This window comes from Jeongeupia sp. HS-3, assembly GCF_015140455.1.
In the GTDB taxonomy this organism is placed as follows: Bacteria; Pseudomonadota; Gammaproteobacteria; order Burkholderiales; family Chitinibacteraceae; genus Jeongeupia.
The window spans coordinates 3368214-3383477 of sequence record NZ_AP024094.1 but is presented as its reverse complement, the minus strand read 5'-3'; the positions used below and the strand labels follow the sequence as shown (position 1 = coordinate 3383477).

Genomic DNA, 15264 nt, shown 5'->3' with positions numbered 1-15264 from the left:
ACGGCAGTCAAACAAACGCAAAATGGCAGGCGGATTCCTCCGCCTGCCTATTTTGAGCAATCGCGTTAGCGATTACTTCATCTCAGCAGTAGCACCTGCTTCGACCAGCTTCTTCACCATAGCTTCAGCATCAGCCTTGGAGATGCCTTCCTTCACAGCCTTCGGTGCGCCATCAACCAGATCCTTGGCTTCTTTCAGGCCCAGGCCGGTCAGTTCGCGAACGATCTTGATGGTGCCAACCTTGTTAGCGCCAGCGCCGGTCAGGATGACGTCGAATTCGGTCTTCTCTTCAACGGCAGCAGCAGCGGCAGCCGGACCAGCAACTGCAACAGCAGCAGCGGACACGCCGAACTTTTCTTCGAACGCCTTAACCAGGTCGTTCAGTTCCATCACGGTCAAGCCAGCAACGGCTTCGAGGATATCTTCTTTGGACAGAGCCATTTGTAAATACTCCTGAAAATCTTTTCGAATTAGTAAGGAATCGGGAAGCGATTATGCTTCGACTGGAGCAGCTTCGGCCGGAACACCAGCGTCGGCTTGCTTCTTCTCTGCCAACGCGGCGAGGCCACGCGCAAAGCCAGCCAGCGGAGCTTGCATGACGTAGAGCAGCTTCGACAGCAGCTCTTCGCGGCTCGGGATCGACGCCAGCGCGGCAACACCGGCCTTGTCCATCACCTGACCTTCATACGAACCCGCCTTGATGACGATCTTGTCATCTTTCTTGGCAAAGTCGTTCAGCACCTTGGCTGCAGCAACCGGGTCTTCGGACATGCCATAAACCAGCGGACCGACCATATGGTCAGCCAAACCGGCAAATGCTGTACCTTCAACCGCGCGGCGTGCCAGCGTATTCTTCAGAACACGCAGATACACACCGGACTCGCGCGCTTGCTTGCGCAACAGAGTCAAGCTGGCAACCCCGACACCCCGATACTCAGCGACGACGATGGTCTGGGATTTGGCAACTACTGCCGAAATCTCAGCTACGACGGCCTTCTTGTCTTCGAGATTGAGACTCAAGGTCTACCTCCTTTACGAGATGTTTGGCATGGCAAAACCACACCACCCAACGGCGACCTTTCTTTCAGGAAACCCACGGCGTGCGCCGCAGGCCAAATCCAGATTGGGTACACCGTCTGCGTAGGTCCCCGGCGAACCGGTCATTAAGCAGCGAACTGCACCTACGGTCTTTGACTACCCTACTCCGGTGCAAGCACCGGAGTAGGCCCAAAGTTCTTTACTGTGCCAGCGAGCCAGCGTCGACGCGAACGCCAACACCCATCGTGCACGAGACAGCGATCTTCTTCAGATACACGCCCTTGCTCGAAGCCGGCTTGGCTTTTTGCAGCGCCTCGACCAGCGCAACCAGGTTGGCCTTCAGATCTGCGGCTTCAAACGAAGCGCGACCGATGGTTGCGTGAATGATGCCACCCTTGTCAGTACGGTATTGAACCTGACCAGCCTTGGCGTTCTTCACGGCCTCAGCAACGTTCGGGGTCACGGTACCGACCTTCGGGTTCGGCATCAGGCCGCGTGGGCCAAGAATCTGACCGAGCTGACCGACAATACGCATTGCGTCCGGCGAAGCGATCACGATATCGAAATCGAGATTGCCTGCCTTGATTTGTTCGGCCAGGTCTTCGAAACCAACGACTTCAGCACCGGCTGCCTTGGCCGCTTCGGCGTTTGCGCCTTGAGCGAACACAGCAACGCGCACCGACTTGCCAGTGCCCTTAGGCAGCACGACCGAACCACGAACAACCTGGTCCGACTTACGTGCATCAACACCGAGATTGACCGACACGTCGATCGACTCGTTGAACTTGGCGGTAGCCGCACCCTTGACGAGCACCAGTGCTTCATCAAGGGCATACAGCTTGTTACGATCAACGCTCGCCTTCAGAGCGGCGAGACGCTTGGAAACCTTAGCCATTTACACGCCCTCCACTTCAAGACCCATCGAACGGGCCGAACCGGCGATAATACGCACGGCTGCGTCCATATCAGCAGCGGTCAGATCCGCCTGCTTGGTCTTTACGATTTCTTCGAGCTGAGCGCGAGTCACCTTGCCGACCTTGTCGGTATGTGGACGCGGCGAACCCTTTTGAATGCCGGCAGCCTTCTTCAGCAGAATGGTTGCAGGCGGGCTCTTCATCACAAAGGTGAAGGACTTATCCGCAAAAGCGGTGATCACCACCGGAATCGGCAGACCTGGCTCAATACCCTGGGTCTGCGCGTTGAACGCCTTGCAGAATTCCATGATATTCAGGCCACGCTGACCAAGTGCCGGGCCGATAGGCGGCGACGGGTTTGCTTTACCAGCTGGCACTTGCAGCTTGATATAGCCAATAATCTTCTTTGCCATGATTTAACTCCTGAAATGGGTCAAGCGCAGACCCAAAGGTCCGCTCCCCGACTACAACCGGATCAAGATCCGGCACTAAACCAGATCAAACCTTCTCGACCTGGGCAAAATCCACATCAACCGGCGTAGCGCGACCAAAGATCAGCACGGACACCTTGAGGCGACTCTTGTCGTAATCGACATCTTCGACCGTAGCGTTGAAATCCACGAACGGACCATCGGTCACACGCAAGACCTCACCCACCTCAAACAGCACCTTAGGACGCGGCTTTTCAACGCCCTCTTGCATCTGCTGCATGATCGCATCGACTTCGCGCTGCGAAATAGGCGACGGACGATTACCGGAACCACCGATAAACCCGGTTACTTTCGGCGTCGACTTAACCAAGTGCCAAGTATCGTCGGCCATTTCCATCTCGACGAGCACATACCCCGGGAAGAACTTGCGCTCGGTCAAAGCCTTGCGACCAGCCTTGATCTCGACCACTTCCTCAACCGGCACGAGAATCTGCCCGAACATATGCTGCATGTCCGCACGCTCGATACGCTCTTTCAATGCCTTCTGCACGCTCTTCTCAAAACCCGAGTACGCATGCACAACGTACCAACGCATTCCCATGTATGACTCCGCTATCCTACTTATCCGCGCCCGAGGACCAGGTCGTAGAACACCCAGGCCAAGCCCGAGTCGACCGCCCACATAAACAAGGCCAGCACACCCACAAACAAAAAGACCACACCAGTGAGCTGCCAAGTCTCTTTACGAGTCGGCCAGACCACTTTTTGCGCCTCTTTGATCGAGTCGCGCGCATAGTCCACGAAGCGGCGCCCAAGCGCAGAAAACCAGAGCATCGCTCCGGCCATCACCAAACCCAGCACCACGCACAGCACGCGCAGCACCCCCTGGTCAGCCGGCACCACATAGTAACCAGCAATACCTACGACCACGAGCAGCAACGCTGCCACGACCTTGATTTTGTCGAAGCTTTCCATAATCCTGATTCGGACAACAAATAAAACAAAGCCGTCCCCTGCGGAAACGGCTCTGATTTTTGACCGTGGCAGGCGAGGAGGGTCTCGAACCCCCAACCCCCGGTTTTGGAGACCGGTGCTCTACCAATTGAGCTACTCGCCTACGGGGAAGCACAGCACTATATCAGCACCATGCCCTCATGTAAATTACTTACTCAACGATCTTGGCAACGACACCGGCGCCGACGGTACGACCGCCTTCACGAATGGCGAAACGCAGACCTTGTTCCATCGCGATCGGAGCGATCAGCGATACGACGACTTCAACGTTGTCACCCGGCATCACCATTTCGATACCAGCCGGCAATTCAACCGCACCGGTCACGTCAGTGGTACGGAAATAGAACTGCGGACGATAGCCGTTGAAGAACGGAGTGTGACGACCGCCTTCTTCTTTGCTCAGCACGTAGACCGAACCTTCGAACTTGGTGTGCGGGGTGATCGAACCCGGCTTGGCCAGAACCTGGCCACGCTCGACATCTTCACGCTTGGTGCCACGCAGCAGCGCGCCGACGTTGTCGCCCGCTTGACCTTGATCCAGCAGCTTGCGGAACATTTCCACGCCAGTGCAGGTGGTCTTGAGGGTCGGACGGATACCGACGATTTCGATTTCTTCGCCAACCTTGACGATGCCGCGCTCGATACGACCAGTCACCACGGTACCGCGACCCGAGATCGAGAACACATCTTCAACCGGCATCAGGAAGGCACCATCAATGGCACGCTCCGGCGTCGGGATGTAGCTATCCAGTGCATCAGCCAGACGGAAGATGGCCGGCTCGCCGTATTCCGATTGGTCACCTTCCAGCGCCAGACGGGCCGAACCGGTGATGATCGGGCAATCGTCACCCGGGAAGTCGTACTTCGACAGAAGCTCGCGCACTTCCATTTCGACCAGCTCAAGCAGTTCAGCGTCGTCAACCAGGTCAGCCTTGTTCAGGAAGACGATGATGTACGGCACGCCAACCTGGCGGGACAGCAGGATGTGTTCACGCGTTTGCGGCATAGGACCGTCAGCAGCCGAACAAACCAGGATCGCGCCGTCCATCTGGGCAGCACCGGTGATCATGTTCTTGACGTAGTCGGCGTGACCCGGGCAGTCAACGTGAGCGTAGTGACGATTTTCGGTTTCGTATTCGACGTGCGCGGTATTGATGGTAATACCGCGGGCCTTTTCTTCCGGCGCGCTGTCGATCTGCGAGTAGTCTTTGGCTTCGCCACCAAACTTCTTCGACAGGATGGTGGTGATCGCTGCGGTCAGCGTGGTCTTGCCATGGTCAACGTGACCGATGGTGCCGACGTTGACGTGCGGCTTTGTCCGCTCGAACTTACCTTTAGCCATGATATTTCCCTAAGGATTCAAGAATGAAATATACAAGCGCAACTGGAGCTGATGGTGGGAATTGAACCCACGACCTCTCCCTTACCAAGGGAGTGCTCTACCCCTGAGCTACATCAGCGTCAAACTCTTTGGAGCGGGTGAAGGGAATCGAACCCTCGTCATAAGCTTGGAAGGCTTCTGCTCTACCATTGAGCTACACCCGCCGGGAACTAAGCCAAACAACTAAGCCAACAACGCTCTTCACTACCGCACTACTTAATTCTGGTGGTGGGGGCTGGATTCGAACCAGCGTACTCGTTAGAGGGCAGATTTACAGTCTGCTGCCATTAACCACTCGGCCACCCCACCGGATGAGCTGCGCAGTATGAGCGATGAACACACCCCTGTCAAACACCTTCCAGGCAAAAAACAGACAAACATCCACATCCCATTGAAAAAAAAAGGAAATTTTTATTACTTTTTTATAAAATCTCGACGCTCAACGTGACAATCGGGCCGCACAAAGACGGAATTGGTGCAAACAGAAACAGGGCACGCGGGATGCATCCAGATGTAATCAGGTGATTACCCCCCCCTCTAACGCACCACTTTTCGACCCCAATCACGGCCAACGCCACCCCAAACCAGCCGCGCCTTATATATACCCCTGCCGCAACCGGCATTCCCAGTCCATCAATATGGCGCACCAGAACAGTCCGGCACTCAACCCACAAGCATCGATATCTGACCCCATCAGACGACCCATCAAAGCTCGGCACGGCAAGAGGCAGGAAGCGCACCCCAACAGTGGAAATGCAAGCCAAGCCGAATGAGACAGCCCATTCCAACGCCGCAGAAATCTATTTTCAAAAAAGGTATTGACGGCTCAATCAAGGTAGTGTTTAATTCGTCTCCTTGGTTGGCCAGTTAGCTCAGTTGGTAGAGCAGCGGATTGAAAATCCGCGTGTCCGTGGTTCGATTCCGCGACTGGCCACCAGAATTCAAAAAGCCGCTTCCCACGAAGCGGCTTTTTTCATTTCCGTGCGGATAAAACCTTATCTCGCCGTAGCCCAGCGGTATTGCGACAGCGATATCCGGCCTTGTGCATCGAAGACGACCCCTTCCGCCTCCAAGAGATAACGCTGCAGATCGTCGTGCCCGTCGAGCCCCCGCCTGCTGATCCGGCCTTCGTGGTTGACGATGCGGTGCCAGGGCACTTCCGTACCGGGCTGCCTCAGCGCCACGCCCACCTGGCGCGCATGCCGCGGAAAGCCCGCCAGACGCGCGATATCGCCGTAAGTCGCGACCGCCCCCTCGGGCACCTTGCAAACAACGGTCAGCATCGCGGCCCGGATCATTGCGGCGCTGGCAACCACCATCGGCAGCACTCCCATGAGAAAGGCCGGCAAAGCCGGCCTTTTCTACTTACTTGCGTTCCACTTGGGCCACATCCCGCACGGCGCCGGTATCTGCGCTGGTCGTCATGGCCGCATAGGCGCGTAGCGCGGGGCTGACGTAGCGCTCACGGTTAAGCGGCCGCCAGGCATCTTTGCCACGGCTTTCCATCGCCGCGCGGCGGCGCGCCAGCACTTCATCACTCACCGCGAGATGAATGCTGCGGTTCGGGATGTCGATCTCGATGGTATCGCCCTCTTCGGCCAGGCCGATGATGCCGCCTTCGGCCGCTTCCGGGCTGACGTGACCGATCGACAGGCCCGAAGTACCACCGGAAAAACGACCGTCGGTGAGCAAGGCGCACTCCTTGCCCAGGCCCTTGGACTTCAGGTACGAGGTCGGATAAAGCATCTCCTGCATACCCGGCCCGCCCTTCGGCCCTTCGTAGCGGATCAGTACCAGATCCCCGGCGACGATTTGATCGGCCAGGATGCTGGCAACCGCGTCGTCCTGGCTTTCGAAGATACGCGCCCGGCCGGTGAACTTGAGAATACTGTCATCGACACCCGCGGTTTTAACGATGCAGCCACGTTCGGCGATATTGCCGTACAGCACCGCGAGGCCGCCATCCTGGCTGTAGGCGTTTTCCTTGTTGCGGATGCAGCCGCCGGCGCGATCCAGATCCAGATCCGGATAGCGCATGCTCTGGCTGAACGCCACCGTAGTCGAGATGCCGCCCGGCGCGGCGCGATAGAACAGCCGTGCGGGGCTATCGTCGCCATTACGGATGATGTCCCACTGCGCCAGCCCTTCGCCCATCGTCGGCGCATGCACGGTCGACACATCGCGGTTGATCAGCCCGGCCCGGTCGAGCTCGGAGAGGATGGCGATCACGCCACCGGCGCGGTGCACGTCTTCCATATGATATTTCTGCGTCGCCGGCGCCACCTTGGCCAGGCACGGCACGCGGCGGCTGATGCGATCGATGTCGGGCATCTTGAAATCGACACCGGCCTCGTGCGCGGCGGCCAGCAAATGCAGCACGGTGTTGGTCGAGCCGCCCATGGCAACGTCGAGGCTCATCGCATTCTCGAACGCCTGATACGTCGCGATCGAGCGCGGCAGCACGCTGTGGTCATCCTGCTCGTAATAACGCTTGGCGAGTTCAACGATGGTGCGGCCGGCTTGCAGGAACAGCTGCTTGCGATCGGCGTGCGTCGCCAGCATCGAGCCATTGCCCGGCAACGACAGGCCCAGCGCTTCGGTCAGGCAGTTCATCGAGTTGGCGGTGAACATGCCCGAGCACGAGCCACAGGTCGGGCAGGCGCTGCGTTCGATCGCGGCAACGTCTTCATCGCTGACCTTGTCGTTGGCGGCTTCGACCATCGCATCGACGAGGTCGAGCTTGCGCACTTCGCCGTTCCAGTTGACCTTGCCGGCTTCCATCGGCCCGCCCGAAACAAAAATCACCGGGACATTCAGCCGCAGCGCGGCCATCAGCATCCCCGGGGTGATCTTGTCGCAATTGGAGATGCACACGATCGCGTCGGCGCAGTGGGCATTGACCATGTATTCGACCGAATCGGCGATCAGATCGCGGCTCGGCAGCGAGTACAGCATGCCGCCATGGCCCATGGCGATGCCGTCGTCGACGGCGATGGTGTTGAATTCCTTGGCGATGCCGCCGGCCTTTTCGATCTCGCGCGCGACCAGTTGGCCCAGGTTATGCAAATGCACATGGCCGGGCACGAACTGGGTGAACGAGTTGGCGATAGCGATGATCGGCTTGCCGAAATCGCCATCCTTCATACCGGTGGCACGCCACAGGGCGCGCGCGCCGGCCATGTTGCGACCGTGGGTGGAAGTATGTGAGCGGTATTGGGGCATGGTTCTTTTGCCTGCGGCAACGAGGTTGGTTACGCGTCGATTCTATCGAATTTCGCCGCGCCGGGCTTGTCGAGACGACAGGGCGCAAGCCGCCGAGCCAGCGGCGATCACCGGAACTCATATCCTCACCCCCGCCAGCAGGCCGCCAGCGATGGTACGAATCCTGCACCGGATCGATGGGGCGCGCGACTATAATCGGGGCCTTCTTCCAACGTGGACGCGTTTCAATGCTGATTCACCCGCAATTCAGCCCGGTCGCCTTTTCGATCGGCTCTTTTGGCGTGCACTGGTACGGTTTGATGTATCTGCTCGCCTTCATGCTGTTTTTGCTGCTTGGGCGAATGCGCATCCGTAGCGGCAACCCCAGCGGCTGGAAAGTCGAGGAGATGGACGACCTGCTGTTTTACGGCGTGCTCGGCGTCATCCTTGGCGGCAGACTGGGTTACGTACTGTTCTATAAGCTGGCGTTTTATCTCGCCAACCCGCTGGATATTCTCAAGGTCTGGGAAGGCGGGATGGCGTTCCATGGCGGCTTTCTCGGTGTACTGCTGGCAATGATCTGGTTTGCCCGCAAGACCAACCGGCGCTTTTTCGAGGTAGCCGATTTCGTCGCACCGCTGGTGCCGATCGGCTTGGCGTTTGGGCGGCTCGGTAACTTCATCAACGGTGAACTGTGGGGCCGTGTCACTGCGCCGACGAACTTCTGGGCGATGGGTTTCCCCAGTGCCCGTGCCGAGGATCTCCGCGTCGCAGCCGACAAGCCACAGTGGCAAGACTGGCTGACGCAGTACGGCATGTTGCCGCGCCACCCTTCGCAGCTGTACCAACTGGCGCTGGAAGGCATCACGCTGTTCGCGCTGCTGTGGTGGTATTCGGCCAAACCACGCCATCGTGGTCAGGTGTCGGCCGTTTTCCTGCTGGGTTATGGCGCTTTCCGCTTCATCGCCGAGTTCGCCCGCGAGCCCGATGACTTCCTCGGCTTGCTGACGGCCAATCTGTCGATGGGTCAGTGGCTCAGCTTGCCGATGATCATCGCTGGCGGCGTACTGTTCTGGCTGGCATCGAACCGCCAGAAATAGGCATCCGGTCGGTGACGCAAAAACGGGCAGCCTTGGCTGTCCGTTTTGCATGCTGCAGTAATCGGCTAATGGTTTCCGGTCGAGAGCTTCTCCAACGACACCGCCAGCTCATTGATGCGTAGCTTGGTTTCATCGACCAAGCCGCCGATTTCACGCGCCGAATCGGCCGAGCGCGTCGCCAGATTGCGTACCTCGTCGGCAACCACGGCAAAACCGCGCCCGGCTTCACCCGCGCGCGCCGCTTCGATCGCGGCATTCAGCGACAGCAAATTAGTTTGCGCCGCAATGCCGTCAATCACCGCAACAATCTGGCCGATCTGGTTACTGGAGGCCAACACCGCTGTCATCGCGGCATCGGTGGTGTCGCGCGCCTGCCGGGTGGTGGTGATGTCTTTGACGAAGGCGGTATAAGCGATCTTGCCGTCCAGACGGATTTTCGACAGCGACAACTGCCCCCAGATTTTTTCGCCGTCCTTGCGCTCGATACTCACCTCGCGGCTGGTGCCGACAATTTTGTCCTGCCCGGTGCTGCGATTGGCATGCAGATAACCATCGTGATGGGATTGGATGGCCTGCGGCACCAGCATCTTGACGTTCTGGCCGATGACTTCGGCACGGCCATAGCCCCAGAGCTTTTCGGCAGCGGCATTAAACGACGTGACATTGTTGCGCTCATCAATCGTCACCACCCCGTCGAGCGCCTGCTCAAGTGTCTGGTTCATCATTTCGCGCGCTTCGCGTTCGCGGGTGATGTCCTTGACGAAGGCGGTATAGCTGATCTGCTCACCCGAGCGCACCTTGGATAAGGTCAGATTGGCCCACACCTTGCCGCCATCGCGGCGCTCGATGCAGACCTCGCGACTGGTACCGACAATTTTGTCCTTCCCGGTGCTGCGATTGGCGTTCACATAGTGGTCGTGGTTCGCCTGTATTCCCTGCGGCACCAGCATCTTGACGTTGTTACCTATCACCTCCTCCCGCCGAACGCCCCAGAGCTTTTCGGCGGCGGCATTGAAGAAAGTGACGTTATTGCTGCCATCGATCGCGATTACGGCATCAAGTGCCTGCTCCAGCGTCTGGTTCATCACCTCGCGCGCTTCGCGCTCGCGGGTAATGTCCTTGAGGAAGGCGGTATAGATGATCTTGTCGCCAACGCTGACCTTGGAGAGCGACAGGCTGCCCCAAACCTTGCCGCCGTCCTTGCGTTCGATCTGCACCTCGCGACTGGTGCCGACTATCTTGTCCTGCCCGGTGTTGCGGTTGGCGTTCACATAACCATCGTGGCCGGACTGGATGCCATGCGGCACCAGCATCTTGACGTTATTGCCGATGACTTCGGCGCGCGCGTAACCCCACAGCGATTCGGCGGCACGATTGAAGAAGGTGACCTTATTGTCTTCATCAATGGTGACTACCGCATCCAGCGCCTGCTCCAGCGTTTGCGAAATGATCTCGCGGCTGTTGCGCTCCTCGCTGATATCGCGGACGAAGGCGGTACAGGCGCAGCTTCCGCGCACGCGCGCCAGCGAGACGCCGACCCACACCTTGCGGCCATCCCTGGTATTGATCTGCACCTCATGAACGCTCGTCTGTTCAAGGTGCTGCGCATCGTCCGTTGCGCCCAGCAGCGGCAACAGCATCTGCCCGGCGCGGCCGAACACCTCGTCGGGCCGATATCCCCACAGGCGCTCGGCGGCTGCGTTATAAAGCGTAATGTGGCCATCGCCATCGACACTCAGCACAGCATCAAACGCCAGCTCAAGCACGCGACGGCTTTGCGCATCGCGGCTGCCAAGCTTGAGCCAGCCCAGCATGGTGTGCAGCGATCCGCGGGAACGGGAAATTGGGAGCATTGTGTACCTCCGGGCCAAAGACAAGCCAAGTAAGTTATATGTATGGTTTCGTCAACAATGTATCTTAGCAGGCGATTGCCATTGATCAATCCGGCAAGAAAGCAAGCCATCCCGCCAAGCAACGCCAAGAATTGCGGAACTCGCCACTCAGGATCGACTCCGTTCAACATCCCCCACTCCGGATCTCTCCGATGACCGACCCACTGACGCTCTGGCTGCTCCTCTCGATACTGCTGATTCTGATTGGCCTCGCGGGCACCCTGCTCCCCATGCTGCCGGGCACGCCGTTTATTTTTGGTGGCATGTTGCTGGCGGCGTGGGCCGAGGGCTTTGCGCGGGTGGGCTGGGTGCCGCTGTTGATACTGGGGGCACTGCTGATGCTGTCGATGCTGCTCGACTTCGTCGCCGGCGCACTCGGGGCCAAGCGGGTCGGTGCCAGTGCACAGGCCATATGGGGCGCGATGATCGGTGCAATCATCGGTATCGCCGGCGGATTGATCGGGCTGATCATCGGGCCGTTCATCGGCGCGGTTCTTGGCGAATACCTGGCCCGCCGTGATCTTTATCAGGCAGGCCGGGTCGGCGTGGCCACCTGGATTGGCTTGCTGATTGGTGCTGCGGCGAAAATTGCCATCGCGCTGGCGATGCTCGGCGTATTTCTCTTCGCCTGGTTCTGGTGAAAAAGCATCGGCGCGCTATGCTGAACGAAGATGAAAGCACAGGAGTCAACCATGTCCAGCACCTATGTCCATGACCTCGAATTCCGCCTGCCGCGCGGCAATGGCGAGCGCCGCCACAGGGTAGCAAGCGCCCCGCCCTACATCACGAACGACGGTCTGGTCGTGGTCGATCTGCGGGAAAGCCCGCGCCGGCGCGATGACGCCGCCGGCGCCCCGGAACCGGCTCCGAACTCAAAACCATTGCTTCCGGCGAAAGAAGGTAATTAACCCGACGGTCACCGCGACCATCAGCCCCAGCGCCCAGAAGTAACCGACCCGCCAACGCAGCTCGGGCATGTACTCGAAGTTCATGCCGTAAATACCGGCGATCAGCGTCAGCGGCATGAATACCGTCGTAATCACCGTGAGCATGCGCATCTGCATATTCATCCGGTGCGACTGCATGGACAGATAGGAGTCCTGCAGACTGGTCACCAGCTCGCGCAGCGCCTCGGTGCTTTCGATCAATTGCACCGTATGGTCGTACACATCGCGCAGATAGAGCTGGGTTTCCTGATGGAAGAAATCGGCATCGTCGCGTTGCAGGATGTTCACCACTTCGCGCAGCGGCCACAGCCCGCGCTTCACGCTGAGCATGCTGCGGCGCAGTGACTGGATTTCGTTCAGGTGATCCGGCACCGGGCCTGCGGCGATCTGGTCGTCGATATGCTCGATCTGGTCGCCCATCGCCTCAAGCACGCCGAAATAACGGTCCACCAGCTTGTCGAGCAGCAGATACACCAGATAATCCGCCCCCAGCTTGCGTACTTGCGACTGCGCATTCTTGAGGCTGTCGCGGATGCCGTTGAAGGTACCGGTAGGCTTTTCCTGAAAGGTCAGCACGAAACCGTGCCCCAGCACGATGCTGACCTGTTCGCTGCAAAGAAAACCATCGGCATCGACGCTAGCTAGCCGCGCCACGATATACAGATAACCGGGGTAGACCTCGACCTTGGGGCGCTGCTCGGTATGGAGGATATCCTCCATCGTCAGCGGGTGGAGGTTGAAACGCTGGCCGACGTACTTGAGCAAATCCAGGTCGGCAAGACCGTGCAGATTCAGCCAGAACGTGGTGTGCGTCGGCTTGAAGACCTTGCCGTCCTCCAGCGAGGTGAAGCGTGTTTCGATGAAATCGTCCGCATTCGGACCGAACTCGATCAATGTCGCCAGTGTCTCTTCCGGTCGGCGCGGCCCGACGTATTGCAGCGTCCCCGGATGCTGGCCCGCCTTGTCGGCGCGCAGGTGCTGCCTTAGTTTGTTGGTCTTGCGATGATTAGCCGCGGCTTTTGCCATTGGCGGGTTTCCTCGTCGAGCGCGAATGCAGTCAGTGGATTGGCGGATAGCCAGGCGGAATCAATGTCCAGCTGGAATCCGGTCTCGGCATGGCGCAAACGGACACCGGCCGGCCAGTGTGATTTTCGACCACGACAGAACAGTACCGCAAGCCGCAAGGCCAGGATGGCGGCCCAGTCGCGTTCGGCGACCGGCTCGGCGCCCAGCTTGCTCAGGCTGCCGCGCTGCACCAGCGTCCATTGCGCGAGCCTTGTCTGCTCCCGGCGCGAAAAACCCTGCATATCGGCATGCTGCAGGATATAGGCCGCATGCTTGTGGTAGCCGACATGGGCAATCAGCCGGCCGACTTCGTGCAAGCACGCCGCATGGTGCAGGGAGCGCGCGACGTTTTCATCGTCGTATAACTGGCGAAACAGCAAGCTGGCCAGCTCGTCCACTCGCGTCGCCTGCGCGGTATCGACGTGGCAACGGCGCTGGAATGCGGCAACGGTGCGTTCGCGCACGTCAAGCAGGCCGTTTCGTGCCATCAGGTCGTAGAGCACGCCATCGCGCAGCGCCCCCTGGGTGATGGTCATATGCTGAATATCCAGCATATTGAATACGGCCGCCATGATGGCGAAACCACCGGCCACCACCGGTTTGCGATCGGCGCGCAGCCCCTTGAGGCGAATCCGGTCAACATGGCCGGCTTCAAGCAGCAGCAATCGCAGCTTTGCCAAACCATCGGAGGTAATCCCCGACTGGGTCAGGCCGTTCAGTTCCAGCACATCGGCGAGTGAACGTGAGGTGCCCGAAGTACCAATGACGCCCTGCCAATGCGCGGGGCCGAACTGGGCGGCAACCGGTTCCAGCAACTCGCACGCGGCTAGCTCGGCGGCATGCAGCGTGGCCTCGGTCAGGATGCCGTCGGCAAAATACCGCTGGCTCCAGCTCACGCAGCCCAGGAGCACGCTTTCCATCGTTTGCGGTTCGAACTGTCGGCCGATGACGAGTTCGGTCGAGCCGCCGCCGATGTCGACGATCAGCCTCGCCTTGCGGCTATTGGGCAGGCTATGCGCCGCACCGATGTAAATCAGCCGTGCTTCCTCCAGCCCGGCGACGATTTCGATCGGAAAGCCCAGCGCGGCCTCGGCCAACGGCTGGAAATCATCGATATTCTTCGCAACCCGGAATGTATTGGTCGCGACGATGCGGACCTGGCTTGGCGCCAAACCGCTGAGCGCCTTGCCAAAGCGCCGCAATGCCGCCAGCGCCTCCTGCTGGATTTCCTGGCTTAAACAGCCATCGGCATCAAGCCCGCCCCCAAGCCGCACTGCTTCTTTCAGCGTGGTCAGCGGCATCAGGGTGCCATCCTGCACCCGGGCGATTTGCAGGCGAAAACTGTTGGAACCGAGATCGACAGCGGCGATCAGCGACACATCGGACATGATCAGCAGAGAGAGCGGCAAGGACTTCACGATAACGCGCTCCGGGGCGCCCGCCAACGCAAGCTTTCGCAAGCGCTGCAGGCGGGGTTTGCGACCGGCCAAAACAAACGCCCCATCGAAACGGGGCGTGTGTTGGAGTCGGTGAAATCGGCGGCGACCGATTTATTCATCGTCGCGCTTGCCATGAACCACGCTATCGACTTCTTCCTGGGTCTTGTGGCGCACGTCTTGGCCCTTGACGAGAAAAATCACGTGTTCGGCGATATTGACCGCGAGATCACCAATACGCTCGATCGCCTTGGCGATCCACAGGATGTCCAGCGTCAGCGCGATCTGGCGCGGATCTTCCATCATGATCATGATCAGCTGGCGTTGCAGCGCGCGGTATTCGGTATCGAGCTGATCGTCAGCGCGCTTCACTTCCGATGCCGGCACGGCATCGAGGCGGGCGAAGGCGTCGAGCGCCTTCGAGAGCATGTCGAGCGCGTCCTCGGCAATATGATCGAGTTCGACAAAGCGCGGCACCTGCAGTTTGCCGGCGTTGTAAATGTTTTTGGCGCGCTGGCAGATGCGCGCGGCCTTGTCGCCGATGCGCTCCAGATCCTCGACCGATTTGATCACGGTCATCACCATGCGCAGGTCGGTCGCGGCCGGCTGGCGACGCGCGATCATGTGGATACACATGTCGTCGAGCTTCACGTGCATCTCGTTGACGCGATCTTCCTGCTCGATCACCTTGTCGATGATGGTCAAATTGCCGGTCGACAAGGCTTCCATTGCCAGACGGACCTGATCTTCAACCAATCCAGCCATGCCGAGCACGCTGGAACGGATCGCCTCGAGTTCGGCGTCGAATTGTTTGGAAATATGTTCGGACATGGTGAGCACTCCAG

Annotated in this window: 16 protein-coding genes and 5 tRNA genes; 4 read left to right on the top strand and 17 right to left on the bottom strand. The window is 59.1% G+C overall.

Features of this window, described 5'->3' with window-relative positions; all coding sequences use genetic code 11:
* Positions 1–72: 72 nt before the first annotated feature.
* The 11 genes from rplL to JLC71_RS16275 form a co-directional block, all read right to left on the bottom strand.
* The gene (gene rplL, locus JLC71_RS16325; RefSeq protein ID WP_200916647.1) at positions 73–441 is read right to left on the bottom strand and encodes a 50S ribosomal protein L7/L12; all 369 of its coding nucleotides are present in this window, start codon (positions 439–441) and stop codon (positions 73–75) included.
* A gap of 51 nt (positions 442–492) precedes the next feature.
* Positions 493–1020: a 50S ribosomal protein L10 gene (gene rplJ, locus JLC71_RS16320; protein WP_200916646.1), complete on the bottom strand. Its 528-nt coding sequence runs from the start codon at positions 1018–1020 to the stop codon at positions 493–495.
* A 217-nt stretch (positions 1021–1237) separates the two neighbouring features.
* Positions 1238–1933: a 50S ribosomal protein L1 gene (rplA, locus tag JLC71_RS16315; protein ID WP_200916645.1), complete on the bottom strand. Its 696-nt coding sequence runs from the start codon at positions 1931–1933 to the stop codon at positions 1238–1240.
* Positions 1934–2365, bottom strand: a complete 432-nt coding sequence (gene rplK, locus JLC71_RS16310; RefSeq protein WP_200916644.1) for a 50S ribosomal protein L11 — start codon at positions 2363–2365, stop codon at positions 1934–1936.
* Between the two features lie 85 nt (positions 2366–2450).
* Positions 2451–2984 (bottom strand): transcription termination/antitermination protein NusG, encoded by a 534-nt coding sequence (gene nusG, locus JLC71_RS16305; RefSeq protein WP_200916643.1) that lies wholly within the window; start codon positions 2982–2984, stop codon positions 2451–2453.
* A gap of 20 nt (positions 2985–3004) precedes the next feature.
* Positions 3005–3358, bottom strand: a complete 354-nt coding sequence (secE, locus tag JLC71_RS16300) for a preprotein translocase subunit SecE (RefSeq protein WP_200916642.1) — start codon at positions 3356–3358, stop codon at positions 3005–3007.
* Between the two features lie 66 nt (positions 3359–3424).
* Positions 3425–3500, bottom strand: a tRNA-Trp gene (locus JLC71_RS16295).
* A 48-nt stretch (positions 3501–3548) separates the two neighbouring features.
* Positions 3549–4739, bottom strand: a complete 1191-nt coding sequence (gene tuf, locus JLC71_RS16290) for an elongation factor Tu (RefSeq protein WP_200916641.1) — start codon at positions 4737–4739, stop codon at positions 3549–3551.
* A 43-nt stretch (positions 4740–4782) separates the two neighbouring features.
* Positions 4783–4857: transfer RNA gene (locus JLC71_RS16285), tRNA-Thr, on the bottom strand.
* Between the two features lie 11 nt (positions 4858–4868).
* Positions 4869–4942: transfer RNA gene (locus JLC71_RS16280), tRNA-Gly, on the bottom strand.
* A 59-nt stretch (positions 4943–5001) separates the two neighbouring features.
* Positions 5002–5087 (bottom strand) — tRNA-Tyr (locus JLC71_RS16275).
* A gap of 552 nt (positions 5088–5639) precedes the next feature.
* Between JLC71_RS16275 and JLC71_RS16270 the strand changes: the two genes are divergently transcribed.
* Positions 5640–5715: transfer RNA gene (locus JLC71_RS16270), tRNA-Phe, on the top strand.
* 58 nt (positions 5716–5773) lie between these two features.
* Here JLC71_RS16270 and JLC71_RS16265 read toward each other — a convergent pair.
* Together JLC71_RS16265 and ilvD are read right to left on the bottom strand one after the other, a co-directional pair.
* Positions 5774–6097 carry an MGMT family protein gene (locus tag JLC71_RS16265; protein WP_200916640.1) on the bottom strand — a complete coding sequence of 108 codons (324 nt, stop codon included), beginning with the start codon at positions 6095–6097 and terminating at the stop codon, positions 5774–5776.
* 46 nt (positions 6098–6143) lie between these two features.
* Positions 6144–8000 carry a dihydroxy-acid dehydratase gene (gene ilvD, locus JLC71_RS16260; RefSeq protein WP_200916639.1) on the bottom strand — a complete coding sequence of 619 codons (1857 nt, stop codon included), beginning with the start codon at positions 7998–8000 and terminating at the stop codon, positions 6144–6146.
* A gap of 227 nt (positions 8001–8227) precedes the next feature.
* Here ilvD and lgt point away from each other — a divergent pair, with 227 nt between their 5' ends.
* Positions 8228–9079 (top strand): prolipoprotein diacylglyceryl transferase, encoded by an 852-nt coding sequence (gene lgt / locus JLC71_RS16255; RefSeq protein ID WP_200916638.1) that lies wholly within the window; start codon positions 8228–8230, stop codon positions 9077–9079.
* A 65-nt stretch (positions 9080–9144) separates the two neighbouring features.
* On the opposite strand, the gene JLC71_RS16250 is transcribed toward lgt, so the two are convergent.
* Positions 9145–10932 carry a PAS domain S-box protein gene (locus JLC71_RS16250; protein ID WP_200916637.1) on the bottom strand — a complete coding sequence of 596 codons (1788 nt, stop codon included), beginning with the start codon at positions 10930–10932 and terminating at the stop codon, positions 9145–9147.
* A gap of 191 nt (positions 10933–11123) precedes the next feature.
* On the opposite strand from JLC71_RS16250, the gene JLC71_RS16245 reads away from it, so the two are divergent.
* Positions 11124–11612 (top strand): DUF456 domain-containing protein, encoded by a 489-nt coding sequence (locus JLC71_RS16245; protein WP_200916636.1) that lies wholly within the window; start codon positions 11124–11126, stop codon positions 11610–11612.
* A 51-nt stretch (positions 11613–11663) separates the two neighbouring features.
* Positions 11664–11879, top strand: coding sequence for a hypothetical protein (locus JLC71_RS16240; RefSeq protein ID WP_200916635.1), 216 nt, complete (start codon positions 11664–11666; stop codon positions 11877–11879).
* On the opposite strand, the gene corA is transcribed toward JLC71_RS16240, so the two are convergent.
* The 3 genes from corA to phoU form a co-directional block, all read right to left on the bottom strand.
* Positions 11844–12944: a magnesium/cobalt transporter CorA gene (gene corA / locus JLC71_RS16235; RefSeq protein WP_200916634.1), complete on the bottom strand. Its 1101-nt coding sequence runs from the start codon at positions 12942–12944 to the stop codon at positions 11844–11846. The genes JLC71_RS16240 and corA overlap by 36 nt on opposite strands.
* On the bottom strand, positions 12902–14401 hold the full coding sequence (locus JLC71_RS16230) for a Ppx/GppA phosphatase family protein (protein ID WP_236250925.1): 1500 nt from the start codon (positions 14399–14401) through the stop codon (positions 12902–12904). The genes corA and JLC71_RS16230 overlap by 43 nt, the downstream gene beginning before the upstream one ends.
* Before the next feature lie 132 nt (positions 14402–14533).
* Positions 14534–15250 (bottom strand): phosphate signaling complex protein PhoU, encoded by a 717-nt coding sequence (gene phoU / locus JLC71_RS16225; protein WP_200916633.1) that lies wholly within the window; start codon positions 15248–15250, stop codon positions 14534–14536.
* Positions 15251–15264: the final 14 nt, after the last annotated feature.